The organism is Bradyrhizobium niftali, assembly GCF_004571025.1.
Lineage (GTDB): Bacteria > Pseudomonadota > Alphaproteobacteria > Rhizobiales > Xanthobacteraceae > Bradyrhizobium > Bradyrhizobium niftali.
The window spans coordinates 39,414-64,667 of the sequence record NZ_SPQT01000014.1 but is presented as its reverse complement, the minus strand read 5'-3'; the positions used below and the strand labels follow the sequence as shown (position 1 = coordinate 64,667).

At 65.1% G+C, this 25,254-nt stretch carries 21 protein-coding genes; 7 read left to right on the top strand and 14 right to left on the bottom strand.

Going from position 1 to position 25,254, the window contains the following annotated elements:
• The first annotated feature begins 2 nt into the window (after positions 1-2).
• Both E4K65_RS23275 and E4K65_RS23270 read left to right on the top strand, forming a co-directional pair.
• The gene (locus tag E4K65_RS23275) at positions 3-740 is read left to right on the top strand and encodes an ABC transporter ATP-binding protein (protein ID WP_135176148.1); all 738 of its coding nucleotides are present in this window, start codon (positions 3-5) and stop codon (positions 738-740) included.
• On the top strand, positions 737-2,608 hold the full coding sequence (locus tag E4K65_RS23270) for a bifunctional sugar phosphate isomerase/epimerase/4-hydroxyphenylpyruvate dioxygenase family protein (protein ID WP_135176147.1): 1,872 nt from the start codon (positions 737-739) through the stop codon (positions 2,606-2,608). The genes E4K65_RS23275 and E4K65_RS23270 overlap by 4 nt, the downstream gene beginning before the upstream one ends.
• Before the next feature lie 528 nt (positions 2,609-3,136).
• On the opposite strand, the gene E4K65_RS23265 is transcribed toward E4K65_RS23270, so the two are convergent.
• On the bottom strand, positions 3,137-4,309 hold the full coding sequence (locus E4K65_RS23265) for an ABC transporter substrate-binding protein (RefSeq protein WP_135176146.1): 1,173 nt from the start codon (positions 4,307-4,309) through the stop codon (positions 3,137-3,139).
• Between the two features lie 298 nt (positions 4,310-4,607).
• On the opposite strand from E4K65_RS23265, the gene E4K65_RS23260 reads away from it, so the two are divergent.
• From E4K65_RS23260 to E4K65_RS23255, 3 genes are all read left to right on the top strand, one after another.
• The gene (locus E4K65_RS23260; RefSeq protein ID WP_167771067.1) at positions 4,608-5,873 is read left to right on the top strand and encodes an NAD(P)/FAD-dependent oxidoreductase; all 1,266 of its coding nucleotides are present in this window, start codon (positions 4,608-4,610) and stop codon (positions 5,871-5,873) included.
• Positions 5,874-6,127: 254 nt separating this feature from the next.
• Positions 6,128-6,298 carry a hypothetical protein gene (locus E4K65_RS48770; protein WP_235885709.1) on the top strand — a complete coding sequence of 57 codons (171 nt, stop codon included), beginning with the start codon at positions 6,128-6,130 and terminating at the stop codon, positions 6,296-6,298.
• A gap of 30 nt (positions 6,299-6,328) precedes the next feature.
• Positions 6,329-6,925, top strand: coding sequence for an SPFH domain-containing protein (locus E4K65_RS23255; RefSeq protein ID WP_235885708.1), 597 nt, complete (start codon positions 6,329-6,331; stop codon positions 6,923-6,925).
• Positions 6,926-7,181: 256 nt separating this feature from the next.
• On the opposite strand, the gene E4K65_RS23250 is transcribed toward E4K65_RS23255, so the two are convergent.
• Both E4K65_RS23250 and E4K65_RS23245 read right to left on the bottom strand, forming a co-directional pair.
• Positions 7,182-8,864 carry a tannase/feruloyl esterase family alpha/beta hydrolase gene (locus tag E4K65_RS23250; RefSeq protein WP_235885707.1) on the bottom strand — a complete coding sequence of 561 codons (1,683 nt, stop codon included), beginning with the start codon at positions 8,862-8,864 and terminating at the stop codon, positions 7,182-7,184.
• A 184-nt stretch (positions 8,865-9,048) separates the two neighbouring features.
• Positions 9,049-10,902 carry a feruloyl-CoA synthase gene (locus E4K65_RS23245; protein ID WP_135176144.1) on the bottom strand — a complete coding sequence of 618 codons (1,854 nt, stop codon included), beginning with the start codon at positions 10,900-10,902 and terminating at the stop codon, positions 9,049-9,051.
• A gap of 149 nt (positions 10,903-11,051) precedes the next feature.
• Between E4K65_RS23245 and E4K65_RS23240 the strand changes: the two genes are divergently transcribed.
• Positions 11,052-11,558: a MarR family winged helix-turn-helix transcriptional regulator gene (locus E4K65_RS23240; RefSeq protein WP_167771066.1), complete on the top strand. Its 507-nt coding sequence runs from the start codon at positions 11,052-11,054 to the stop codon at positions 11,556-11,558.
• A 206-nt stretch (positions 11,559-11,764) separates the two neighbouring features.
• The gene (gene atzF / locus E4K65_RS23235) at positions 11,765-13,573 is read left to right on the top strand and encodes an allophanate hydrolase (protein WP_135176265.1); all 1,809 of its coding nucleotides are present in this window, start codon (positions 11,765-11,767) and stop codon (positions 13,571-13,573) included.
• A gap of 97 nt (positions 13,574-13,670) precedes the next feature.
• Here the strand turns inward: atzF and E4K65_RS23230 are convergent, their stop codons facing one another.
• From E4K65_RS23230 to E4K65_RS23180, 11 genes are all read right to left on the bottom strand, one after another.
• A complete protein-coding gene (locus E4K65_RS23230) occupies positions 13,671-14,393 on the bottom strand; it encodes a GntR family transcriptional regulator (RefSeq protein ID WP_025576621.1) in 723 nt (240 codons plus the stop codon).
• A 4-nt stretch (positions 14,394-14,397) separates the two neighbouring features.
• Positions 14,398-14,790: an oxalurate catabolism protein HpxZ gene (gene hpxZ / locus E4K65_RS23225; RefSeq protein WP_135176142.1), complete on the bottom strand. Its 393-nt coding sequence runs from the start codon at positions 14,788-14,790 to the stop codon at positions 14,398-14,400.
• 1 nt (position 14,791) lies between these two features.
• A complete protein-coding gene (locus tag E4K65_RS23220) occupies positions 14,792-16,186 on the bottom strand; it encodes an AtzE family amidohydrolase (protein WP_167771064.1) in 1,395 nt (464 codons plus the stop codon).
• 7 nt (positions 16,187-16,193) lie between these two features.
• The gene (locus E4K65_RS23215) at positions 16,194-16,373 is read right to left on the bottom strand and encodes a DUF4089 domain-containing protein (RefSeq protein WP_167771063.1); all 180 of its coding nucleotides are present in this window, start codon (positions 16,371-16,373) and stop codon (positions 16,194-16,196) included.
• A 17-nt stretch (positions 16,374-16,390) separates the two neighbouring features.
• Positions 16,391-18,172, bottom strand: a complete 1,782-nt coding sequence (locus tag E4K65_RS23210; RefSeq protein ID WP_135176141.1) for a dipeptide ABC transporter ATP-binding protein — start codon at positions 18,170-18,172, stop codon at positions 16,391-16,393.
• Positions 18,173-18,473: 301 nt separating this feature from the next.
• Positions 18,474-19,373, bottom strand: coding sequence for an ABC transporter permease (locus E4K65_RS23205; protein WP_135176140.1), 900 nt, complete (start codon positions 19,371-19,373; stop codon positions 18,474-18,476).
• A 62-nt stretch (positions 19,374-19,435) separates the two neighbouring features.
• Positions 19,436-20,449, bottom strand: coding sequence for an ABC transporter permease (locus tag E4K65_RS23200; RefSeq protein ID WP_027542264.1), 1,014 nt, complete (start codon positions 20,447-20,449; stop codon positions 19,436-19,438).
• Positions 20,450-20,718: 269 nt separating this feature from the next.
• Positions 20,719-22,341 carry an ABC transporter substrate-binding protein gene (locus E4K65_RS23195; protein WP_135176139.1) on the bottom strand — a complete coding sequence of 541 codons (1,623 nt, stop codon included), beginning with the start codon at positions 22,339-22,341 and terminating at the stop codon, positions 20,719-20,721.
• Positions 22,342-22,752: 411 nt separating this feature from the next.
• A complete protein-coding gene (locus tag E4K65_RS23190; RefSeq protein WP_167771085.1) occupies positions 22,753-23,730 on the bottom strand; it encodes an aminoglycoside phosphotransferase family protein in 978 nt (325 codons plus the stop codon).
• A 24-nt stretch (positions 23,731-23,754) separates the two neighbouring features.
• Positions 23,755-24,030 carry a protealysin inhibitor emfourin gene (locus E4K65_RS23185; RefSeq protein WP_025576679.1) on the bottom strand — a complete coding sequence of 92 codons (276 nt, stop codon included), beginning with the start codon at positions 24,028-24,030 and terminating at the stop codon, positions 23,755-23,757.
• A gap of 147 nt (positions 24,031-24,177) precedes the next feature.
• The gene (locus E4K65_RS23180; protein WP_135176137.1) at positions 24,178-25,209 is read right to left on the bottom strand and encodes a M4 family metallopeptidase; all 1,032 of its coding nucleotides are present in this window, start codon (positions 25,207-25,209) and stop codon (positions 24,178-24,180) included.
• Positions 25,210-25,254: the final 45 nt, after the last annotated feature.

Here is a 25,254-nt window from a genome sequence, read left to right as displayed (position 1 = left end):
CCATGAGCGACCCGATCCTCTCGGTTCACAATCTCGTCGGCGGCTACGGCAAGATGACGATCTTGAACGGCACGACGTTTTCTGTTCCGCAGGCCACCATCACCACCATCATCGGCCCCAACGGCGCCGGCAAGTCGACCGTGTTCAAGGCGATCTTCGGCCTGCTCAAGCTGCGCGAGGGCAAAATCAGTTTTGCCAATCGCGACGTCACGAACTTGAGCCAGCGCGCGCTGCTCAACGCCGGCATCTGCTACGTGCCGCAGGGCCGCAACATCTTCCCCGAGCTGTCGGTGCGCCACAACATCGAGCTCGGCGGCGTCTCCGCCGGGAAGGGTCTCGACCTGCCCAAGCGGATCGAGGCGGCACTCGACCTGTTTCCGGCGCTGCGCCGCAAGTCGGCACAGCAGGCCTCGACGCTCTCAGGTGGCGAGCAGAAGCAGCTCGAGATCGCCCGCTCGCTGCTGCTCGAGCCGAAGCTGGTGCTGATCGACGAGCCCTCGATCGGCCTGTCGCCGCTGATGGTGCAGCAGACCTTCGACATCCTCAAGAGCCTGCGCGACCGCGGCGTCACCATCCTGATGATCGAGCAGAACGCGCGCTCGGCGCTGGAGATCTCCGATATCGGCATCGTGCTCGAGCTCGGCCAGACCCGCATGGTCGACGGCGCGAAGCGCATCCTGAACGATCCCCGCATCGGCCAGCTCTTCCTCGGGGGAGCCATGGAGGAGACAGCAGCATGAACAAGCGCTCGATTGCGACCGTCTCTCTCTCGGGGGCGCTGGATGAAAAGCTGCGTGCCATCGCAGCCGCCGGCTTCGACGAGGTCGAGATCTTCGAGAACGACCTGCTGTCGTTCGGCGCAGGCCCGCGCGACATCGCCAAGCTCTGCCACGATCTCAACCTCAAGATCTGCGCATTCCAGCCGTTCCGCGATTTCGAGGGCATGCCGGAGCCGCAGCGCGCGCGCAACTTTGCCCGCGCCGAACGCAAGTTCGACTTGATGCAGGAGCTCGGCACCGACCTGCTGCTGATCTGCTCCAACGTCTCCCCCAGCTCGCTCGGCGGCATCGACCGCGCCGCGGATGATTTTCGCGAGCTCGGCGATCGCGCGGCCAAGCGGGGCTTGCGCGTCGGCTACGAGGCGCTGGCGTGGGGACGGCACGTCAACGACTACCGCGATGCATGGGAGATCGTGCGGCGCGCCGATCATCCCGCGATCGGCGTCATCCTCGACAGTTTTCATGCACTCGCCCCGGGCTTTCCAGTCCGCGCGATGGCCTCGATCCCCGCCGACAAGATCTTTCTGGTGCAGCTTGCCGACGCGCCGAAGCTCGAACTCGACATCCTTTCCTGGAGCCGGCACTTCCGCTCGTTTCCCGGCCAGGGCGATCTGCCGGTCGGCGAATTCATGGCGGCGGTCGCGGCGACCGGCTATGCCGGGCCGCTGTCGCTGGAGATCTTCAACGACCAGTTCCGCGCCGGCTCGGCCGCGCAGACCGCCATCGACGGCCTGCGCTCGCTGATCCTGCTGGAGGACCAGCTTGCACCCGATTGGCCGAAGCTCGTCAGCGAACCGCTGGCGCCGAAGGCCAAAGGCCGCGGCACCGGCTTCATCGAGTTCGCCGTCAACGAGACCAAGGCCGGCGAACTCGCCCGCCTGTTGTCGCAGCTCGGATTCCGCCAAACCGGCAAGCATCGCAGCAAGGCGGTGGAGCGCTGGTCGCAAGGCAAGGTCGAGCTCGTCATCAATTGCGAGACCGACGGCTTCGCGCATTCGCACTACGTCACGCATGGCCCCGGCGTCTGCGCCATCGCGCTCGACGTCGACAATGCGGGCCTTGCCATGCAGCGCGCCGAGGCATTGAAGGCGCGCACCTTCTACCAGCCGGTCGGGCCGGGCGAGCTGGAGATTCCCGCGATCCACGGCGTCGGCGGCAGCCTGCTTTATTTCCTCGATCAGGCCGGCAAGAACTGGGACACCGATTTCGAACCTGTTGCGAGCGAGGCGAGCGCGGACGCCCTGCTCGCCGTCGACCACATCGCGCAGTCGATGCCCTATGACGAGATGCTGTCCTGGCTGCTGTTCTACACCGGCATCCTCGACCTCAAGCGCCTGCCGCAGATGGAGATCGCCGATCCCAGGGGCCTCGTACAGAGCCAGGCCATTATCAACGGCGACCAGAGCCTGCGCTTCGTGCTCAACGGCTCCTCCGCCAACCGCACCCTGCCCGCCCGCTTCATCTCGGAGTTCTTCGGCTCCGGCGTGCAGCACGTCGCGTTTGCGTGCCGGGACATCTTTGCAGCGGTCGCCGCGATGCGCGCCCGCGGCGCGGGCTTTCTGGATATTCCCGACAATTACTACGACGACATCGAAGCCAAATACGACCTCGCGCCCGACCTGATGGCGCAGCTGCGCGCCAACCACATCCTCTACGACCGCGAGGGCGACGGCGAGTTCTTCCAAGTCTACACCCACATCTTCGACGAGCGCTTCTTCTTCGAGATCGTCGAGCGAAGGAATTATCAGGGCTTTGGCGCGGCCAATGCCGGGATCAGGCTTGCGGCGCAGTCACGCGAAGTGCGGCCCTCGAGCATGCCGCGGGTGTAGGCCTTCGCCTCTCTCCGCTTGCGGCAGGGCTATCGCATGAGACTTCTTGGCGGGGGCCTGAGCGCACGCCTCGTCCTTCGAGACGACCGCTTCCAGCGGTCTCCTCAGGATGAGGCTGAGCGGCTTCTTGCCGGCCGAAATTGCTGCCGCGCACCCCGTCCTCATCCTGAGGGCCCGCCAAAGGCGGGCGTCTCGAAGGATGGACCGCAGAACAACGGCCGTAAGCGCGATAGCCGTGCCCCTTGCGGGGAGAGGCCGGAATTCGAGCGCAGCTTGAATTCCGGGTGAGGGGGTCTCCGCGAGTCTCATGACAATCAGGAGCAACGACCTCTCAACACGTCATTGCGAGCGCAGCGAAGCAATCCAGAATCCCTCCCCGGAAAGACTCTGGATTGCTTCGCTGCGCTCGCAATGACGATGCGGGACATCGAGGAATTCGGATCGCTCCGTCCTCGCGGAGACTCCCCCTCACCCCGACCCTCTCCCCGCAAGCGGGGAGAGGGAGAGGAGGCGGCGGAGATTATCAACTCACTTCATCTGGCACTTCTGATGGAAGCGATCCTGGTCGTTCTCGACGATGGTGGCGACCGTCTTCAGCGCGAGCTGGCCGTCGGCATCCTTGACCACGTCCTGGAGATAGAAGCTCTGCACCGGGATGTGGTTGTTGCCGTATTTGAACGCACCGCGCAGCGACTTGAAGTTGGCCTTCTCCATCTCGGCCTTCATCGCGTCCTTCTTGCTGGTGTCGCCCTTCACCGCGACCACCGCGCTGTTGATGAGCTGGGCGGCGTCGTAGGTCTGGGCGCCGTAATAGGTCGGACGCAGGCCGGTGTACTTCTTGCGGTAGTCGGCGACGAAGCGCTTGTTCTGCTCGTTGGGCAGGTCATTCACCCACTGCTGCGCGCCGGGAACGCCAAGCGCGTTCTCCTTCTGGAGCGGCAGCGACAGCTCGTCGACGGTGAAGGCGGTGTAGAGCGGCATCGTGCTCTTCAGGCCCGCTTGGGTATATTGATTGAGGAACTGCACGCCGGCAGCACCGGGATAGAACACGAAGATCGACTCGGCGCCCGAGGCGCGGGCCTTGGAGAGCTCGGCGGAGAAGTCGAGCTGGCTCGGCCAGACCGTGTATTCCTCGCCCTTGACCTCACCCTTGAAGGTGTTCTTGAGACCGGCGAGCATGTCCTTGCCGGCCGCGTAGTTCGGCCCGATCAGGAAGACGCTCTTGACGCCCTTCTGGTTCATGTAGAGGCCCATGGCCTGCGGCGTCTGGTCGTTCTGCCAGGAGGTCGAGAACACGTAGGGCGAGCAGAGCTCGCCGGCGAGCTGCGACGGGCCGGCATTGGCCGAGATCAGGAAGGTCTGCGAGTCCACCGCGGTCTTCAAGGAAGCCAGCAGCACGTTCGACCAGATGTAGCCGACGATGAAATCGACCTTGTCGGACTGCACCAGCTTCTCGGTCTTCTGCTTGCCGACGTCGGGCTTCTGCCCGTCGTCCTCGTAGATCACCTCGACCGGCTTGCCATCCATCTTGCGCCCGAGATGATCCAGCGCCAGCTCGAACGAGTTGCGCATGTCGTTGCCGATCACGGCGGTCGGGCCGCTGAAGGTCGAGACGAAACCGATCTTGATGGTGTCGCCGGCGAATGCCGGGCTCGCCAGCACCAGCGCCGCTGCGCCCGCCAGCCAGAATGCCGTCCTCATAACCACTCCCCTCCTTATTATTGCTCCCGGAAACGGGGTGATCGCCGCCCCGGGCCTGTCGCTATTGAACGCAAAATCTGTCGCGCCGCCAATGGCTCAGCGCCCGCCGCTGCACCATATTTCGCCCCGATCGGCGATGGCAAGAAATATAATTCTACTCACTTCGGCGGAGGCTGCGGCGCTTTTTCGCGGCATGACGATACGCCCGGCCTATTCTGCCATTGATGACGGCTATTGGACCGCGGGCCACTTTCCGCACTTAATGAAGCAGAGAAGCAGCGAGAGTCGAGGGCGCATCATGACCACCACACCCCATCGCGTCGTCATCGTCGGCGCCGGCTTCGGCGGGCTGGAGGCGACCTACCGGCTCGCGGGCGCCCCGGTCGACATCACGCTGATCGACCGCCGCAACCATCATCTGTTCCAGCCGCTGCTCTACCAGGTCGCCACCGCCTCGCTTGCCACCAGCGAGATCGCCTGGCCGGTCCGCCATCTCATGCGCGACCGGCGCGAGGTGACGACACTGTTCGCGACCGTGAGCGGCGTCGATGCGACCAGGCGCTGCGTACTGATCGACGACGGCAGCGAGGTGCCTTACGATACGCTGGTGCTCGCAACCGGCGCGCGGCACGCCTATTTCGGCCACGACGAGTGGGAGCAGTTCGCGCCAGGCCTGAAGACGCTGGAGGACGGGACCACGCTGCGCCGGCATATCCTGGTGGCGTTCGAGCGCGCCGAACGCGAGACCGATCCGGCGCGGCGCGCAGCGCGGCTGACCTTCGTCATCGTCGGCGCCGGCCCCACCGGCGTCGAGCTCGCCGGCACAATTGCCGAGATGGCGCACCACACCCTGCCGGGCGACTTTCGCAACATCGACACGACCAAGGCGCGCGTGGTGCTGATCGAGGCCGGGCCGCGCGTGCTCGCCGGCTTCGCCGACGACCTCTCGGCTTACGCGCAGGCCTCGCTGGAAAAGATCGGCGTCGAGGTCGTGCTGGGACAGCCGGTCACCGAGATCAATCGTGAAGGCGTGGTGTTCGGCGGCAAGCTGCTCGAAGCAAAGACAAGAATCTGGGCCGCCGGCGTGCGCGCTTCGCCAGCCGCCGAATGGCTCGGCGCGCCGGCCGATCGCGCCGGACGCGTGCAGGTCGAAGACGACCTGACGATTCCAGGCCATCCCGAAATCTTTGCGATCGGCGATACCGTCAGCATCAACGCCTGGGAGGGCAAGCCCGTGCCCGGCATCGCCCCGGCCGCCAAACAGCAGGGAAAGCATGTCGCCGAAACCATCAAGGCGCGGCTACGCGGCGCTGCGACGGGCCCATTCCGCTACAAGCACGCCGGCAGCCTCGCGCAGATCGGCAAGCGCCTCGCCGTGATCGACTTCGGCCGCATCAAGCTGCGCGGCACGATCGCGTGGTGGATCTGGGGCATCGCCCACATCTACTTCCTGATCGGCCTCCGCCACCGCCTCAGCGTCGCCCTCAGCTGGCTCTGGATCTACGCCCGCGACCAGCGCGCAGCGCGGCTGATCACGCAGGGATCGAGCAAGGTGGTGGGGTGACGGCTTCTCACTCTCCCCGCTTGCGGGGAGAGGGCTGGGGTGAGGGGGAGCCTCCGCGGCGACAGCGCGAGTCGAATCCTTCGATGTTCCCCCATCGTCATTGCGAGCCAACGGGTCCGCGCAAACGTTAAGCAACGGGCGTCAAGTGGTTAACACGAAAAAATATGCCTGACGGCGCTCCGCCAGCGTCCTTGAAAGCAGCACACTCCGTCACTTAATCCGCCGCGCACTGACTTTTGCTTCAGGAGGCAACCATGTTCGTCATGGAGTTTGTCGCCGCGCATCCGTATTTCACCATCGTTGCCGTCGCGGCGATCGCGTATTTTATCGGCAGCATCCGCGTCACCAATCAGTATGAACGCAGCGTCGTGTTCCGGCTCGGCAAGTTCAATCGCACCGCCGGCCCCGGCCTCTATCTCGTCTAGCCGATCATCGAATGGCAGACCAAGCTCGATTTGCGCACCATCACCGCCAATGTCGAGCAGCAGGAAGGCATCACGCGCGACAACGTGCCGATCAAGGTCGACGCCGTGGTCTGGTATCGCATCGTCGATCCCGAGCTCGCCGTGATCGAGGTCAAGGCGGTCTCGAACGCGGTCGTGCAGGTCTCGCCGACGACGCTGCGCGCCGTGCTCGGCCAGCATACGCTGGATGAGATCCTGAAGGCGCAGGACACCATTGCCGATGTCATGCAGAAGTCGATCGACGCCACCACCGAACCGTGGGGCGTGAAGGTCGAGCTGGTGCAGATGAAAAGCGTCGAGATACCTCCGAGCATGCAGCGCGCGCTGGCGCAGGAAGCGGAAGCGTTGCGCGAAAAGCGCGCCCGCCTGATCAAGGCCGAAGCCGAGCTCGATGCCGCCGAGCAGCTGCGTCAGGCCGCCGAAGTGATCATGCAGAATCCGGCCGGCCTCGAGCTGCGCCGCATGCAGATGATCACCGAAGTCGGCGCCGAGCAGAATACCATGACGCTGGTGATGATGCCGAGCGAGTTCGTATCGATGGCAAGGGGGATTGCGGACGTCGCGAAGGCGGTGGTGGCGAAGGGGTGAATTCCCCTCCCTCTCCGCCGGACGCAACTCTTCCTTCTTCCCTTGCGGGAGAAGGTGGCATAGGCGGCCTCCGGCCGCCGTTCACTTAGAACGCCGATGCTTCGCATCGGCTATGGCGCCGGATGAGGGTTCTGTCCGCGAGTACAAATGCGAGAGATTCACGCGCGGAGAGAAACCCCTCACCCGGCTTTGCTTCGCAAATCCACCCTCTCCCACAAGGGGAGAGGGTGCGGTAGCACTCGCGGCCGCGATGTTACTACGGCGCCTTGCAAACGAAATTCGCGGCGTCCTCGCTATCGCCCTGCCCCGAATAGGCGGCATAAGACGGGTATGGACACAGCGGCCGCGTGCGGTTCGGGCTCCACGAAGCCGGGACTTCCTTGTTCGCCGGATTGGCGGAGACGATGATGCGCTCGGGCGCCTTGCCCTTCTCCACCCAATCGGTCAGCGCGCTGAGTGCATCGAACTTGTCGAGCGCGACGCCACCGCCGCAATGGGTTGCGCCGGGGATGGTGAACAGACGCGCGATGCCGTCCGCACGTCCCTGCAGGTTCTTGTCCAGCCGATCGTACCAGCGGATGCTGTCATTCACCGAGAACACCGGGTCGGCCTGGCCGTGATAGATCAGCATCTTTCCGCCGGACTTCTGCAACCCCGCGAGCTTGGGGTCATCGACGTCGGGCGGGGTCATGAAGTCCATGGCCGATTCGGTGAATGTGCCGTCCTTGGCGAAGATTTTTGGCGCGTCCTTGTCGAAATCATACGCCTTCAGGGCATCGATGAGCTTGTCGCTGCTGCCCTCCACCGCGACCGGCGGTGTCGAGAAGATGTAATTCAGCGACGCCGCGCCCATGGTTGCGATGATCGGGTAGTTGTTCCAGGGCGCGACCGGACTCTCGACCTTCCAGGCGCGCCAGTTGCCGGTGCCGATGCCGCCATCGAGCGGCCAGTCGGAATAGAGCGCCTCGCCTTTCGAATTCTTCGGCCCGGCCAGGCTCGTCTTCAGCGCGTCCACCTTGGCTTGCGGCAGGCACGCATTGGTCTGACCTGGCGCGCAAGCAAGGCTCTTGAGATCGAACGCCTTCTGACAAGCCGCGAGATTGGCGGTCAAGCCGTCCTTGACGCCGTCGAGCGCATCGCAGGCCTCCGTGATGCGGGAGGCGATGACTTGCGCGTCCTCCCTGGTGATCGATTTGCGCAAATCGGGATCGGCCTTGAGAAAGGCCTGCACGTCCCAAGCATGCTGGATCGCCGCGCGCGGCAGATCGAAGCCGGGATTGCCGACGAGGAAGCCATCATAGTTCTCGGGCATGCGCGAGGCCGCGACCATCGCGTGGCGTCCGCCGTTCGAGCAGCCGGCCATGTAGGAGCGATCCGGCTTGCGGCCGTAATGCAGGGCGATGATCGCCTTGCCCACGGGCGACAACGTCATATCGGCCGCGTAGCCATAGTCGCGCCGCGCCTGCGGATCGAGACCGAAGGCAGCGCCCGCAGTCAGACCGAGCGATTTGTTCGCGGGATCGGAGCCGGAATGCCCGCTGTCGGACGACAGCACGGCAAAGCCGCGCGTCAACGGCACCGTCCCGCCCGAGGCAAAGCCGTCCGGCTTGTCGCCGAGCGCAGGCACCACGACGCCATCATTGCCGCCGTTGACCTGGTGCAGGAAGCGTCCGTTCCACTCCGCCGGCAGGCGGAGCTCAAACTGGATGGCGTAGGATTTTCCATCCGCACCGGTGCGCTGGTTGGCGATCCCCGTCACGATGCAATGCTTGGGCAGGCCGGAGGCCGCGTCCTGCGCCTTTGAGCCCGTGATCTCGATGCCGGAAATGGCAAGCGATGCTGATGTGACCGGTGAGCAGGCCTCGGCATCCGCGCGGACCAGCGCCGTCGACCCCAGAAGCGCAGCCAGCGTGACTGCCGATACCAAGCCAGACCTCACGGCGGCCTCCCTCATTTGATTATATTTTATAACTATTACACTTGCTCTCTTTCGTTGGCAAGCCGTGTCCCGGACGCGACGCAGTGCCGGGACCCATGGCGCAGAAGGAATGGGCCCCGGCTCTGCAGCGCATCACTTCGTGACGCGCTGCGTCCGGGGCACGAGACGATCGAGTGCGGACGGTTCAGCCGATGCCGATCGATTCGGTCGATGCATCGTCGTTGAGCCGCGCCACCGCCTCCGCACGCCGCGTCAGGACGGCGCGCTGGTTGATGTAGCCCTTGTCGGTGATCTCGCCGCCGTCCACCGACGGCGGCTCGGCGAGCAGAAGGGCGCGCGTGGCGTGGCCGGAGGAATTGGCGCCCTGCTGCTTCAGCTTTGCAAGGCCCTCCGCGATCGCGGCCCTGACCCTGCCATGGGCCAGCACATCATTCACATCAGCCGTATCGGGCAAACCGGCATGCGTGCGGCACGCCGCGATGTTCGGGAACACCAGGAAGCGCACCTCGTCGCCGCCGTGACCGGCGACGACGATATCCTGCGCGAGCGGCGCCAGCGCGGCGATGCCGGCGAGGCGCAGCGTGCCGACGCTGACCCAGGTACCGGAATTGAGCTTGAAGTCCTCCGCGACACGGCCGTCGAAGAACAGGCCGCGCTCCGGCCGCGCGCTATCAGCAAGCTTCACTGCATCCCCGATGAGATAGAAACCCTCGTCGTCGAACGCCTGCTTCGTCAGCTCGGGCGCCTTCCAGTAACCCGGCGTGACGTTGGGGCCGCGCACGCGCACCTCCAGCTTGTCGCCGGAGGTGACGAGCTTCAGCTCGGTGCCGGGGATCGGCACGCCGATATTGCCGGATCGTTCGGCGAGGAAATGGCAGTCGGTCGCCAGCGGCGAGGTTTCCGTCGAGCCCCAGGCCGAGACCATCGGCAGCGGGCGGCCGACCGTCTGGATGGACAGTTGTTCGAGCGCGTCCCAGAGATTCTGCGGCAGCGCGGCGCCGGCATAGAAGGCGAACTTCACCTCGCTGAAGAAGCGGCGGCGCAGTTCCTCATCACCGCGCAATGCCGCGATCAGCATGTCGAAGCCGCGCGGCACGTTGAAATAGACCGTCGGCATCACGCTTTTCAAGTTCGCGAGTGACATCGCAAACAGACCAGGCGCAGGCTTGCCGCCGTCGATATAGAGCGAGCCGCCGTTGCGCAGCACGAGGTTGAAATTGTGGTTGGCACCGAAGGTGTGGCTCCAGGGCAGCCAGTCGAGAATGACGAGATCGCTGCCAGCCTGTTCGAGGAAGGTCCAGGTCTGCGCCTTGGCCTGCTGGCTGGAGGTCAGCATGCGCTGGGTGTTGATGACGGCTTTCGGCGTGCCGGTCGAGCCTGACGTGAACAGGAATTTTGCGATCGTGTCCGGCGTCACCGCGGCAAAGGCTTTGGCGACGTCGGCAATTTCGGACGTTGCCGCAACGATGCTGAAGGCGAGTGCGTCGGCGTCATCGCCGTTGCCGCTGATGACCTGCGCCTTGTGCAGCGGCTTGATCGCGGCCAGCGCCGCCGCGAACGGCTTCGTCGCGGCGACGTAGATCGCGCCCGGCTCGAGCAGCGCGATCATGCTCTTGAGCTTGTCGAAATCCCTGGACATCAGCGAATAGGCCGGCGAGATCGCGGCGGAGGGCACGCCGACATGCTGCGCGGCAAGCGCGAGCAGCGCATGGTCGATGCTGTTGTCGGAGAGGATCACGAGCGGGCGTTCGGCGCTGAGTCCTTGTGCCAGGATCCACGACGCCGCGCCACGCACCTGGCGCAATGCCTGCGCATAGGTGACGGTGGTCCACGGCGCTTCGACATTGCCACGCTCGGCGAGGAAGACCGCATCGGGCGTCTGCCGCGCCCATTGCTCCAGCCAGTCGCCGATGCAGCGCGCACCGTCGCGCAACGGTTCGGGCGAGCGCAGCACGATGCTGCCGTCGGCGCGACGCTCGGCGACTGTCTTGGGCATTGCGAACAGGCTCGAAGCGTCGCCGCGTGCGGCGGTTGTCATGGTTTCCTCCTCGCCCGGACGTCCGGATCGGCTACAGCCTCGTTCCGGGCCGCTTTGGTCATATTGTTGGGCACGACAATTGTTGTCGTCAACAACAAACTTTCGCGTGGGCCTTCGGGCCGCTAAGATTGCGCGGCAGGAGAGATCACGTGACAGCCAACGCAGCCCGAGCCGACACCCGCCCCTCCCCACGCAAACGTGCCGGCAACGGCGCGGCGCGGCCGAACGACGCGAACGAGATCGGCCTCGACGCATTGGTCGGGCACGCCGGTTACGCGGTGCGGCGCTTCCAGATCTGGATCTTTCAGGACTTCATCAAGACGCTGGGCGATGTCGACATCCGGCCGACGCAATATTCGGTGCTGACGGTGATCGGCGCCAATCCGGGCCTGTCACAGATGGCGGTGGCCAAGCGCCTCGGCATCGAGCGCGCCCGGCTGGTGCATCTGCTCGACAGCCTCGAACAGCGCAAATACGTGAAACGGATCAAGTCGAAGGCGGACCGGCGCTCGCACGCCCTGCATCTCACCGCCCAGGGCGAGACCGCGCTGGCGAAGTTCAAGCGGCTCGCCGCCGAGCACGAGCGGCATGTCGAGGCGAAGATCGGCAAGGAGAACCGGGAGCAGTTGCTCCAGATCCTTGCTGGCTTCACCTGATCCAGCCTGCCCAAAATTTGCGCAAATGCCCGCAACAAGGCGTTGGCGCGACGGCCCGCCCGGCCACCGAAATATCCCCCAACCTACTGATCTCCCGATAGTATCCGAAGCATCCGCCCTGCCCGGATTCTGTACACAATGGCACATCGCTTGCTTCGATCCGGGTGAGGACATGTTGCCGGAGTTTTGTCGCCATGGGGGCTGAAATGGGGGCTGAGCAGCCTGAAACGATCGCCGCGATTGTGGCCGCGCATCGCGCGGGCACGCTCACGCCGGCACAGACGCTCGCGCGCAGCTACCAGCGCATCCGCGACCACAACGATCCCGCCGTCTTCATCAGCCTGCGCGACGAGAAGGACGCGATCGCGGAGGCCGAAAAGCTTGCCGCGCGCGCGGATGCTGCCAGCCTGCCGCTCTACGGCGTCCCGGTCGCAGTGAAGGACAATATCGACGCGCTGGGATTTCCGACCACGGCGGCCTGCCCGGCCTTCTCCTACACCCCGACGCACGACTCGACCGCGGTGGAGCGGTTGCGCGCGGCCGGCGCCATCATCATCGGCAAGACCAATCTCGACCAGTTCGCGACCGGCCTCGTCGGCGTCCGCTCGCCCTACGGCATTCCCAAAAATTCGATTCGCGAAGATCTGATTCCCGGCGGGTCGAGCTCGGGATCGGCCACCGCCGTCGGCGCCGGCCTGGTGCCGCTCACGCTCGGCACCGACACGGCCGGCAGCGGGCGCGTGCCGGCGATGCTGAACAACATCGTCGGGCTGAAGCCGAGCCTCGGCATGATCTCGACCGCGGGACTCGTGCCGGCCTGCCGCACGCTCGACTGCATCTCGGTGTTCGCCTTGACGGTGGACGATGCCGCGCTGGCGCTGTCGGTGATGGCAGGACCGGACCAGGCCGATCCGTTCTCGCGCGACCGGCCGCTCGGGGCGATCACGCCGTTCCCGGCAACCTTGCGCCTCGGCGTGCCGCGCAACGGGCAGCTGATCTTCTTCGGCGACAGGAAGGCGGAAGCAGCTTACGGCGAGGCGCTGAAGCGCTGGACCGCGCTCGGCGCAACGCTGGTCGAATTCGACCTCGAGCCGTTCTACGAGACGGCGCGGCTGCTCTACGAGGGTCCCTGGGTCGCCGAACGCTATCTCGTGATCAAGAACCTGCTCGCCTCCGCACCCGACTCGATCCATCCGGTGACGCGCGAGATCACCGCCGCCGGCGCGCGGCTGACGGCGGCAGACACCTTCTCCGCGCTCTATCGCCTGCAGGGCCTGCGCAAGATCGCCGAGCGCACCTTTGCCAATATCGACGCGCTGGTGCTGCCGACGGCGCCGACGGCGTATACGACCGCGCAGGTGCTGGCCAACCCGATCGAGCTCAACAGCCGGCTCGGCACCTACACCAATTTCGTCAACCTGCTCGACCTCTGCGGCCTCGCCGTGCCGGCATCGATGCGCGCCGACGGCATCCCGTTCGGCATCACGCTGCTGGCGCCGGCCGGCCGCGATGCGCTGCTTGCGAGCATCGGCCGCGTGTTCCATGCCGATACCAAGCTGACCGTTGGTGCCAAGGGCGTGGCGCAACCTGCGCTCACCCCGCCTGCTACCGGCGGTATCGACGAGATTCCGATTGCCGTCGTCGGCGCGCATCTATCCGGCATGGCGCTGAACGGCGAGTTGAAGGCGCTGAACGGAAAGCTGATCGAGGCGACCAGGACAGCGGCGGACTACAAGCTCTATTCGCTTCCGACCACGCCGCCGAAGCCGGGCATGCTGCGCGTGGAAGCAGGCAAGGGTTCTGCGATTGAACTCGAGATCTGGTCGCTGTCGTCATCCGCGTTCGGCAAGTTCGTCAACGCGATTCCGGCACCGATGGCGATCGGCACCATCAGGCTCGCCGACGGCAGAAGCGTGAAGGGCTTTCTCGTCGAGCCGGCAGTGCTGGGCGAAGCGCGAGACATCACCGCCTATGGCGGCTGGCGGAAGTATATGGCGGAGGCTGCGACGGCGTAGGTGCCGTAGGGTGGGTTAGCGCAGCGTAACCCACCTCTTTTGTTTCTGCGGATACGAACAGTGGTGGGTTACGCCTTCGGCTAACCCACCCTACAGACTACACCGACACCGCGTAGATCTCGTATTCCCCGCGCACCAGCTCGATATGTGCGCGCATGGCGGCGGCGGCGCCCTGCTTGTCGCCGCGCATGATGGCGACGACGACGCGGTCGTGCTCGGCTTGCGATTTGGCGAGACGGCCGAGGTTGCGGAACTGGGCGCGGCGGAACGGCTGCACGCGCACGCGGGTCGCCAGCGTGATCTCGGCGATGTAGCCGTTCTGCGATCCCGCATAGATCGCGTTGTGGAAGCGCTCGTTGACCTCGTGAAAACGATCGGGATTGCCGGTGTAGCTGAGGACACGCAGCTCTTCGTGGATGGCTTCCAGGCCGTGGCGCTCGGCGGCGGACATGCGCTCGGCCGCAAGGCCGGCGCACAGCGCCTCCAGCTCCGCCATCGCCTCGAACATGCTCTTCAGCCGTTCGATCGACGGCTGCGCCACCACCGCGCCGCGATGCGGCCGTGCCTCGACGAGGCCGCTCGCCACCAGCTGGCGCAGCGCCTCGCGCACCGGCGTACGCGAGACGTTGAAGCGCCGCGCGATGTCGGTCTCGTCCAGCGGCGCGCCGGGGGCCAGGGCTCCGCGCACGATCTCGTCGGCAAGCTGAAGACGCAGCTCCTCGGCACGCGTGACCTTCTGCAGCGACGGCAGGGCCCGGTCGACGCGCGGCACCACCGGCTCGGCCGGCAGTGTTCCCTGCGGAAGATCGTCAAGCGTCATTCGATCAGGTCTCTTTCGACTCGTCGATGATGCTGACATGGGCGGCGACGACGCGCCAGCCCTCCGGGAAGCGAATCCAGGTCTGCATCTGCCGGCCGACCTTGCCGGGCGCCGTGTCGCGATAGAACAGGGTGGAGGTAACGGCCGTGTCGCGGCCATAGCTGCTGATGACGGTTTTCGCGGTGCGACGGTTGAGGCCAACCGGCGAGCGGCCGGCGCGGAAGCCGGAGATCGCCTCATAGCCATAGAGGTTCTCGCCGATGCCGTAGCGCAGCGTGCGGGGGTCGTTGCGGAACAGCTCGCCGAGCACGGCGACATCGTTGGTGACGAGGGCCTGCTCATAGCGATCGAACGCGGCTTTCACTTCCGCGATCACGTCGGGGAGGTCGATCTCCATCTCAAAGTCCTCTCGGCGATGGCGCGGATACGACGCCCATCCGTTCCAATGCATGCGCGACGCGCAGCGCGATGTCCTCGCGCCAGGGCGCGGCGATGATCTGCACGCCGATCGGCAGCGGCTCGAGCGGCACCGGCACGGCAACGACGGGCAGCCCGATGAAGGAGATCGGCTGGGTGTGGATGCCGATATTGGCGCGCACCGGCAATTCGACGTCGTCGAGATTGAAATTCACCTGCCCCAGCTTCGGCGCGGTGCAGGGCGTTGCCGGTGCGAGCAGCACGTCAACCGATTTGAAGATCTCGGAAAACTGCGCGCGATACCAGCGGCGGAATTTCTGCGCGCGATCGACCAGCGGCGCCGGCACCATGGCGCCCGCGATCAGCCGGTCGCGCACGGCGGGATCGAAATCGTTCGGGCGCCTGCGCAGGCGATCGAGATGCAGCGAGGCGCCCTCCGTGGTGGAGATGACGTAAGCCGCCGCGCGGGCACGCGCGGCTTCGGGCACATCGACGATTTGCGTCGTGCCGAGCGCTTTGGCGACGCGGCTCACGGCTTCGACCGCCTCGGGAAACACGTTCTTCTGGAAGTAGCCGCCGGCGATCGCGATGCGCAGGTCCGAAACCGGATTGGCGAGCAGCGGCACCGTCGGCTCCAGACCGCGTGTGGTGCAGGCGGCATCGTCGGCATCCGGCCCCTGCATCGCGTCGTAGGCGAGCGCGAGATCGGTGACAGAGCGTGCGAACGGACCGAGATGATCGAAGCTCGCGACGAACGGAAACGACCGCGCGCGCGACAGCCGGCCATAGGTCGGCTTCAAGCCAAAGATGCCGCAGAACGAGGACGGCACGCGGATCGAGCCGTTGGTGTCCGAGCCCAGCGCGATCGGCACCAGCGCGCCGCCGACGGCGCTCCCCGAACCGCCGGAGGAGCCGCCGCTCATCCGCGTCGTGTCGTGCGGATTGCGCGAGGGACCGTCATGGACGTTCTCGCCGGTGAAATCGTAGGCGTATTCGCCCATGTTGAGCGCGCCGACCAGCACGGCACCGGCGGCCTCCATGCGCTCGATCAAAGTCGCGTCGCGCTTGGCGGGTGCGAGGTCGCGGTTGATCTTCGAGCCCGCGCGCGTGGAGAGGCCGGCAACGTCGAACAGGTTCTTCACCGCGAAGGGGACACCGGCGAGCGGACCGACCGCCTTGCCCGCGGCAATGTCGGCATCGATCGCACGCGCCTTGGCGCGAGCGCGATCGGCAGTGACGTCGGTGAAGGAATTGAGGATGGTGTCGTGCTGCTTGATGCGCGCAAGCGCGGCTTCGGTGGCAGCGAGGGCGGACATCTTGCCGCCCGCCACCGCTTTCGCGATGTCGGCAGCACTCATCTCTGGCTTGGTGGTCATGGCGGCGTCAGACGGTGAAGATCGGCGCCGGCTCGGTCTCGTCCGGCAGCGCGAATTCGTCGACGAGGCGGCCGAGCCGCAGCGACACTTCGAGATTGGCGCGAACCGCCGGCCTCCAGGCCTCCTCGATCTGCAATGCCAGCGCTTTCGATACGGCGTCGATATAATCGTCCAGCGGCTCGGCCATCACGCTCCCAAACAATCTCAGTGTGCCGGCAACGGCGGATGCGGGATCGCCGTCAGCAGCTCCTTGGTGTAGTCGTCCTGCGGATCGCTCAAGACCCTCTCGGAAGAGCCTTCCTCGACGATTCGACCCGTCCGCATCACAATGACACGATCGCACAACAAGCGCACTACGTTCAAATCATGCGAGACGAACAGATAGCTCATACCTAGCCGCGCCTTGAGGTCCTGGAGCAGGTTGAGGACCACGGCCTGGACCGAGACGTCGAGCGCCGCGGTCGGCTCGTCGAGAATGACGAGTTTCGGATGCAGGGCAATGGCACGGGCGATGCCGACGCGGGCCTTCTGGCCCCCGGACAATTGGTGCGGAAACCGATCCAGCAGATTATGCGGCAGGCCGACCATGGTCGCCAGTTCCTCGCAGCGGGCGCGGAGCGCGTCACGGCCCCTGATGTCGCCGAGTTGCATGATCGGGTCGGCGATGGCGCGCGCGGCGGTGAAGCGCGGGTTGAGACTGTCGGTCGGGTCCTGGAACACCATCTGGATGCGGCTGCGCTGGGGCAGCCGGGCAAACGAGGCCGGAGCGATGCCGCCGATGTCCTCGCCGTCGAACTGGATGAGGCCGGAGGTCTGGTCCAGGAGGCGCATCACCATCATCGAGGTGGTCGATTTGCCGCAGCCGGATTCGCCGACGAGGCCGACGCTCTCGCCATGGCCGATCGAGAAGCTGATGCCGTCGACGGCGCGGAACACATCGGGCTCCGGCGCCGGCTTGCGGCCGAACAGTTTTCCGAGCACGGCGGTGGCGCCCTGACGGGGATATTCCTTGACCAGCTTTTCGATGAGCAGGAGGGGCTTTGACGTCTCGTCACCCCCCGGCTTGACCCGGGGGTCCATCGATTGGGACGAATCTTGCGAAGCGTGATGGATGGCCGGGTCAGGCCCGGCCATGACGGATGCGGATTGGGATGCACCCTCCTCCTCCGGCAACAAATCCCTGAGTGACACGCCGAGCCGCGGCGTCGCGCGCATCAGCTTCTTGGTGTAGGGATGCTGCGGATTGGCGAAGATGTCGGCGGCTTTGGCGGTCTCGACCACCCGGCCCTTCTCCATCACCACGACGCGGTCGCAATAGGCCGCCGCAAGTCCGAGATCATGCGTGATCAGGATGGTCGACATCGCGCGGCGCTTGGTCAGTTCGACGATCAGGTCCATCACCGCCTTCTGGGTGGTGACGTCGAGGCCGGTGGTCGGTTCGTCCGCGATCAGCAGTTGCGGATTGCAGGCCAGCGCGAGCGCGATGACGACGCGCTGGCACATGCCGCCGGACAGTTCGAACGGATAGGCGTGGTAGCGCTCGCGCGGACGGGCGATCTTGACCTGCTCCAGCGCCTCGATCGCCTTCTCGCCGTGATCAGCGACCTGAGCCTGCTGCACATGAGTGCGCAGCACGTCCTCGATCTGGTCGCCGACCTTGCGGATCGGGTTCAGTGCCGCGCGCGGGTTCTGGAAGATCATCGAGACTTCGCGGCCGCGCAGATCGCGCATCTGGTCTTCCGATGCCGCCTTCACGTCGATACCCGAGAACATCACCGAGCCTTCGGCGATCCGCCCCGCCCGGTCGAGGATGCGCATCACCGCGTATGACGTCACCGACTTGCCGGAGCCGGACTCGCCGACGATGGCGAGAGTCTCGCCCTTGGCGACGGAGATGTTGACGTGCTGCACCGCTTTCACGATGCCGCGGCGGGTGGTGAATTCGACCGTGAGGTCCTGGACGTCGAGCAGGGGCTGGGTGGTCATGAGGGCCTCCCGATCAAAAATGGCGAAAACAACCCCATGCACAGTAGAACGGGGTTGGAATCGTTTGAGAATTTTGGCCTAAGATTTTCGTGTGAGGCGGGCACCGCTCTCTCATTCCCTCCCCCCTTGCGGGGTCCGAGGCGAGCGAAGCTCGCTCTCGAGGGCAGGGAGGGGGTAGCCACGAACTCAGACCGTGCTTGGGGCTACCCCCCTCCCTGCCCCTCCCCCGCAAGGGGGGAGGGAGCGAGAGAGTTGTGCCCCCCTCACAGCTTCGCTGCTCGCACCCGAACCCGACCATCCCTCACGTCCTCCGCTGCGGGTCGACGATGTCGCGCAGGCCGTCGCCGAGGAGGTTGAAGCAGAACACGGCGATCATCAGAGCAAGGCCCGGGAACAGCGCGATCCACCATTCGCCTGAGACCATGAAGCCGGCGCCTTCCGCGACCATGATGCCCCATTCGGCGGTCGGCGGTCGAACACCGAGGCCGATGAAGGACAGGCCGGCGGCGTTGAGGATGGCGTAGCCCATGGTCAGCGACATCTGCACGATCATGATCGGCATGATGTTGGGCAGGATATGCACCAGCAGGATGCGGAATTCGCCGTTGCCAGACAGGCGCGCGGCCTGCACGAAGCCGGCATTGCGGCGGACATTGGCTTCCGCACGTGCAACGCGCGCATAAAGCGGGAAGTTCACGATGGCGGTCGCCAGGATGATGTTCTGCACGGTGTTGCCGAGCGCTGCGACGATGCCCATCGCCAGCACGAACAGCGGGAAAGCCATGATGGTGTCGGCGATGCGGCCGACGATGCGATCGGTCCAGCCGCCGAAATAACCGGCCGCGATGCCGGCGAGCCCGCCCATCAGGAACACCAGCACGACGGAGGCGACCGCGATGAACGTATCGAGCCGTGTCGCCACCACGACGCGGCTGAAGATGTCGCGGCCCAATTGGTCGGTGCCGAACCAGTGTGCCGCCGAGGGCGGCTTCAACGACGCGGCGGTGTCGGAGGCGAGCGGATCATACGGCACCACATAGGGACCGAAGATCGCGGCGATGAGGATCACGATCAGCAACGCGAAGGCAAAGCCCGTGACCTTGTTCTCGCCGAGAACGTAGCGGGTCTGTTCGAGGATTGCGACGAGTCCCGAGGTTCGCGCAGGGCCGACGGGCTCAACAGCAGGCGCAACGGTGCTCATGTGACTCTCCTTTTGCGCATGATCTGATCGGAAAACCGGCCTCCACTTTTCCGGATCATGCGCTAACCCTCCAACCTGACGCGCGGATCGATCACGCCATAGAGAATGTCGATCACGAGATTGAGCAGCACGTACATGACCGCCATGGTCAGCACGAAACCCTGCACCGGCGCGAAGTCCGACGAGATCAGCGCTTCCACCGCATAGGAGCCGATGCCGGGCCAGGCGAACACCTTTTCCACCAGCACGTTCGCACCCAGCAGGAACGAGAACACCATGCTCAGCGTGGTGATCACAGGCAGCATCGCGTTGCGGAAGGCGTAGGTGACGATGACGGTCGCCGGCGACAGCCCGCTGGCGCGCGCGGTGCGGACGAATTCGGAGGCGAGCACGGCGAGCATCGAGGCGCGGGTCATGCGCGCGATCGGCGCCAGCGAGAAGATCGCAAGCGTCGTCGCCGGCAAGATGAGCTGGCTCAGCGCCGAGCGGAACGCCTCGAAGTCGCGCGCGATCAGCGTGTCGATCAGATAGAAGCCGGTCACCGTCGGCGGCGCGCTGTAGAACACGTCGAGGCGGCCGAGCGGCGCCGGCGACCAGCCGAGCCGGAAATAGAAGACGTAAACGAGAACGAGGCCGGTAAAGAACACCGGCAGCGAGACGCCGGCCGTCGTCGTGACCCGACAGAGGTGATCGACCCATGATCCCGGCCGCGTTGCCGCCAGCACGCCGAGCGGAATGGCGATGACGATCGAGACGATGAGGCCGAGCAACGTCAGCTCGGCCGACGCCGGCAGGCGATTGCGGATCTCGGCCGCGACCGGCTGGCCTGTGGTGAGCGAGTTGCCGAAATCGCCATGGGCGAGGTCGTTGGTGTAGCGGAAGAACTGCTCGATCAGCGGCCTATCGAGACCGAGCTTCTTGCGGATCTGCTCGACGGCCTCCTTCGTCGCCGCGGGACCGGCGAAATACGCGGCGGGATCGCCCGGCAGCGCGCGCGTCAGCAGGAAGGTGACGATGACGACGCCGATGAGCGATGGGATCGCGAACATCAGGCGCTTGCCGATCATGGTCAGCATGGAAGCGCTCTCCTTCTGCCTTGCAATCGGGAGCAGACTCGCGCGGCTTGCGCCGCTGCGTTCCCTCCCCCCTTGCGGGGGAGGGTTAGGGAGGGGGGTCGCCCCAAGCGAGGTCGGAGTTCGTGGCTACCCCCCTCCCCGCCCTCGAGAGCGAGCTTCGCTCGCCTTGGACCCCGCAAGGGGGGAGGGAGTGAGAGAGCGGTGGCCGCCTCACTCGAGCGAGAAAAGCTCAGAGACGCGGACGTGTTGCTTGCGCCGACCATGACGCATCACCCCTTCGCCATCGCGCGGTAATCGAGGCGGCGGTGGAACCAGTATTGGTAACCGCTGATGTTCTTCTGCATCGCGACGTTGACGAAGGGCTGGTACAGCGGGATGCGCGGGACGTCGGCGTAGGCGAGATCGACGAAGCCCTTCACGTCGGTGTCGTAGGTCGCGGTATCGCCGCTCGCGGCCGCGACGCGCGCGCCGTCGATCAGCTTGTCCATCTCCGCCGACTTGTAGCTCATGGTGTTGAAGACGGAATTGTTGCCGTGATAGCACCAGTAGAAGAAGTATTCGGGGTAATCGAGCCAGCCCGAGAACACGTTGGTGAAGAGCGGCATCTCCTTCTTGTTCAATTCGGTGCGCCAGTTGGCGCCGGGCACCTTGTTGATGGTGGTCTTGATGCCGAGCTGCGCGAGCGATTCCTGCACCAGCACGCAGAGCGGCTCGTTGACGCCGGCGAAGTTGAGGTCGAACGAGATCGTGGTCTCGAAGCCGTTGGCGTAGCCGGCCTCAGCCAGCAGCGCCTTCGCCTTCTCCATGTCGGTGTTGTATTTGTGCTGCTGCGGCCAGGCGACTTCCGTCGGCTTGTCCTTGGCGGCGCCGAACATCGGGTTGCCGAGCCCGAACAGCACCGCGTCCATGATCTTCTGGTAGGGCAGCGCATAGGCGATGGCCTGCCGCACCTTCACGTTGTCGAACGGCGGCTTGGTCACGTTCATGCCGATATACTGGATGCCGTTGGAGAACGGCAGCGACACCACGTTGAGCTTGCCGCTCGCCTTCATCTCCTGGAAATCCTTGAACGGCAGCTCGTAGGAGATGTCGGCGTCGCCGCGCTCCAGCAGCGCGCGGCGGTTGCCGGCCTGCGGCACCATGCGCCAGATCACGCGCTTGATCTTCGGCAGCGGGCCGCCGACCCAATCCTCGTTGCGCTCCATGATGACTTCGGTGCCGGCGGTCCACTTCGTCACCTTGTAGGCGCCGGAGCCCGCGGTCTGCTGCTTCGTGTACTCGAGACCCCACGGGTCTTTCTCGCTGGCGTTCTTCTTCACCAGCTCGGAATTGACGATGCAGGGCACGATGACCGCGAGATCGGGAATCGTCAGCTTGTCCTTCTTGGCGAAGTCGACGCGCACGGTGCCGTCGTCGACCACCACGAACTGTTCGGGTTTTGTGAGCGAGCCCGCGCTCATCTGGAAGGTCGGAAAGCCGCCGACGCTGACGGCGCGGTCGAGCGACCACTTCACGTCCTTGGCGGTGACGGGCGCGCCGTCGTGGAACTTGGCGTTCTTCTTCAGCTTGAAGGTGACCGACATGTCGTTGATCTTCATGTCCTCGGCGAGCTCGCCCTTGAACTTGTCGCGGTCGTAATAGGGCACTCCGCCGGGGCCGCTCTTCATCTCGTGGCTGATCAGCCGGTCGTAGCAATTCCAGGACACCTCATAGCCGGGCACGTTGGTGCCGACGCCGTGGATGTCGAGATTGTTGGGGCCGCCCTCCGAGACGATCAGCAGAGTCTCCGAACGCGCATCGGCCTTGGCCGAGGAGATCACCGACGGCATGGCCGGAAGCGCCGCGCCTGCGGCCAATCCGGAAACGGACTTGAGGAAATCGCGGCGCTTCATGAAATCGCTCCAACACAAAAGTTTCTGGTTGGAACTGGATTCGCAAGGTTCGTGCCAGAGCTTAACGGATGCTTACTCCGCGGTTAATCTATTGATATTATGCTAGAAATTGAACGAGAGAGGGGCGCGGCGCTGACGCGCGGACCTTGGACATTGCATACAAAGAGACGCATTTGCTTGTGAAATGAGCTGCGCGGAACATCGGCTTATTTGGTAGGCGGCCTATTCAACCGCCGTCGTCCTGGCGAAAGCCAGGACCCAGTTGCGGCGCCAAGCTGGCAACCACGAGTCTTCGCCAAACTTCTCCCTGGGGTAATGGGTCCTGGATCGGCGCTACGCTGCTGGACAACGCTTCGCGTTGCCAGACGCTACACTTGTCCAGGACGACGACGGAGGGTGGAGCGAGAGCCCTCACTCCGCCCAGATCAGCTCCTGCAGCTCGACGAGATCGTGCGCCTTGTCCTGCCAGCCCTCGATGCAGATGTGGCTGTTGAGATCGCTGGCGTGGTGCAGCAGCATCAGGGCCATCAGGCGCCGCTTGAGCGCATAGTCCGGCTTGGCATAGCCGAAGCCTTCGAGCAGGCTGCGCACCCGGCCGGGCCGGCCCGCCGCCATGAAGGCGCCGGGGCCGAGCAGGTCGTAGTCGCGCCATCCCGCCCGCACGTCGCCGAAGTCGAACAGGCCGGCGAGCGACCATTGCCCGTCATCGCAGGCGAGCAGAAAGTTCTCCGGAATGTATTCGCCGGTCAGGATCACCGGCGGCGCGTCCATCGGGATGAGGCGGGCCGCATCGCGCAGGAGATCGTCGAGGCCTCCAAGGAATTTGGGCGCAAGGCCGAGCCGCTGGTGCCTGGCGCGGCAGCCCTGCATCTGGGCGCGCATGAACTCGTCCCAGCGCGGCTCGATTGCCGCGAGAGGACCAAGCGGCGCGCGCTGCACGGCCGCGATGGTCTCACCGATCCGGCGCAGCAGGCGCTCCTTCTGGTCTTCCGGCAAAGACGGCCACACCTCCGAGCCGAGCGTGCCGGCAAGGCGCGTGATGACGAGATAGGGCCAGCCGTCGCGCGCGCCCTCTGCGACGATCTCGGGAATCGGCACCTGAAGCCGGCCTGCGAGCTGCGTCAGCGAACCGCGCTCGGAGATGAATTGCGCGTGGAGCAGCGGCGGGAAGATCTTCAGGATCAGGCCGTCACAGAGGCCGACCACGAGATTGGTGCCTGTTACAAACACCTGTGGCGCGCCGACGTCGAGACCGTGGCTGCGCGCGATGTCGAGCGCGATCGGCAGCCATCGCGACCGGTCGGCGCGCAAGGCGCGGTAGGCCTCGAGGCTGGTCGACGCGGACACGCCCCAAGCACCGGCGGAATCCGGCGGCAGCGTCTCCTCCATCACAGCGCCCGGCTCCGCCCGGTGTTATTCCAGGACATCCTTGACGCTGTTCCTGATGGTCGAGGGGACCGCATGCTCGGGGACTTCGATGGTCTGCGCACCGCGCGTGATCCGGTAACTGAACGCGTCGGCCTGGCCCGGATGCGCGGGCGCGACTTTCTTCGGATCGGCAAACAGCTGCTCCACCGTCTTCTGATCGGCGGGCGACAGATCCGACAACGCCACTTCACCGCGGCTCTTGAGGTGAGGGCCGCCGAAGCCGGCGAACCCTCCGACGCGCTCGATCTTTAGGCGATCCACGCTTCCTTCCTTTCGTAACGCGCTTTTCGTGACGCGCTGTACCCGGCCTCGAGCCCCCGTTCCGATGGGATCGGAACGCGGGCTCCAGCTTCTTGTTTTAACGCGTTTTCTTGACGCGAACCGGTATCCACTTCGCTCGAAAACGCTTTATAGCCCGACCTTCTTCCATCCGGTATCGACGGCGGCGAAGACTGCGGCATCGCCAGGATACAACGTGTGGGCACCCTGCCGGGTCCGCGCCGCGAAGGTCTTCATCGTCATGTTCGGCATCGGCCCGAAACCGGTGAGCGAATGGTACCACACCTGCCCGATCTTGGCCCAACTGTATCCGCCAAGCGTCGCGCAGGCCGTGTAGAAGGCGAGGTTCGGCGGCCCGCTCGCGTAATGCGGGTCCATGCCGGGCGTCACTTGCGAATATTTGGTCGGCTGCGGCGCCAGGCAGTGCTTGGCGGCGGGATCGGCCATGTCGCGCAGGCAGGTGAATCCCCTTTTCTTGGCCCCCGGCCCCATGATGTCGCGCCCGATCAGCCAGTCGGCCTTCTTGACATCCTGCTTGGCCTCCCACTGCCGGAACATCGCGCCGAAACAGTCGGAGATGCTCTCGTTCAGGCCGCCGGCATCGCCGCTATAGGCGAGCTGGAGGCTGTGCTGGGTCACGCCATGGGTCAGCTCGTGGCCGATGACGTCGTTGCCCCGGGTGAAGTCGACGAAGATGCTGCCGTCGCCGTCGCCATAGATCATCTGCGACCCGTTCCACATCGCGTTGTTGTACTTCGCGCCGAAGTGAACCGACGACATCATGGTCATGCCGTGATCGTCGATCGAATTCCGGTTGAAGACCTGCTGGTAGAACTTGGCCACCTTGGTGGTCTGGTTGAAGGTGCGCTTGACGGAGCCGTCCGAGGACGTCTTCGGCTTCGGCACGGGCGTCCCCGGCAGCGTCTGCGTGTGCTTGCAGTCGTAGACCGTGACCGACGGCGCCGCCGCCAGCGTGACCAGACCGGCGGCGCGCGCCGCCACGACGTTGGTCAATTTCGCCGTCTGCGTGCGCAATTCGCGCAGTTCATGACTGACCTGGACGGTGTCGACCAGCTGCTTGCGAAGCACAGCGGACAGTTTCTTGTCCTGGGAGAGCTTGGTCAGAACGTCATTCGGGATGATGCAACATGAGCAAGGCATAGACGATCTCCATCACAACTTTTCCGAAAAAATGATAGGTAAAAC

Bases quoted from the DNA above. Each gene is read 5' to 3' on its own strand.
- E4K65_RS23275 (WP_135176148.1), top strand. From the start codon at position 3: ATGAGCGACCCGATCCTCTCGGTTCACAATCTCGTCGGCGGCTACGGC.
- E4K65_RS23270 (WP_135176147.1), top strand. From the start codon at position 737: ATGAACAAGCGCTCGATTGCGACCGTCTCTCTCTCGGGGGCGCTGGAT.
- E4K65_RS23265 (WP_135176146.1), bottom strand. From the start codon at position 4,309: ATGAGGACGGCATTCTGGCTGGCGGGCGCAGCGGCGCTGGTGCTGGCG.
- E4K65_RS23260 (WP_167771067.1), top strand. From the start codon at position 4,608: ATGACCACCACACCCCATCGCGTCGTCATCGTCGGCGCCGGCTTCGGC.
- E4K65_RS48770 (WP_235885709.1), top strand. From the start codon at position 6,128: ATGTTCGTCATGGAGTTTGTCGCCGCGCATCCGTATTTCACCATCGTT.
- E4K65_RS23245 (WP_135176144.1), bottom strand. From the start codon at position 10,902: ATGACAACCGCCGCACGCGGCGACGCTTCGAGCCTGTTCGCAATGCCC.
- atzF (WP_135176265.1), top strand. From the start codon at position 11,765: ATGGGGGCTGAGCAGCCTGAAACGATCGCCGCGATTGTGGCCGCGCAT.
- E4K65_RS23230 (WP_025576621.1), bottom strand. From the start codon at position 14,393: ATGACGCTTGACGATCTTCCGCAGGGAACACTGCCGGCCGAGCCGGTG.
- hpxZ (WP_135176142.1), bottom strand. From the start codon at position 14,790: ATGGAGATCGACCTCCCCGACGTGATCGCGGAAGTGAAAGCCGCGTTC.
- E4K65_RS23220 (WP_167771064.1), bottom strand. From the start codon at position 16,186: ATGACCACCAAGCCAGAGATGAGTGCTGCCGACATCGCGAAAGCGGTG.
- E4K65_RS23215 (WP_167771063.1), bottom strand. From the start codon at position 16,373: ATGGCCGAGCCGCTGGACGATTATATCGACGCCGTATCGAAAGCGCTG.
- E4K65_RS23210 (WP_135176141.1), bottom strand. From the start codon at position 18,172: ATGACCACCCAGCCCCTGCTCGACGTCCAGGACCTCACGGTCGAATTC.
- E4K65_RS23205 (WP_135176140.1), bottom strand. From the start codon at position 19,373: ATGAGCACCGTTGCGCCTGCTGTTGAGCCCGTCGGCCCTGCGCGAACC.
- E4K65_RS23200 (WP_027542264.1), bottom strand. From the start codon at position 20,449: ATGCTGACCATGATCGGCAAGCGCCTGATGTTCGCGATCCCATCGCTC.
- E4K65_RS23195 (WP_135176139.1), bottom strand. From the start codon at position 22,341: ATGAAGCGCCGCGATTTCCTCAAGTCCGTTTCCGGATTGGCCGCAGGC.
- E4K65_RS23190 (WP_167771085.1), bottom strand. From the start codon at position 23,730: ATGGAGGAGACGCTGCCGCCGGATTCCGCCGGTGCTTGGGGCGTGTCC.
- E4K65_RS23180 (WP_135176137.1), bottom strand. From the start codon at position 25,209: ATGCCTTGCTCATGTTGCATCATCCCGAATGACGTTCTGACCAAGCTC.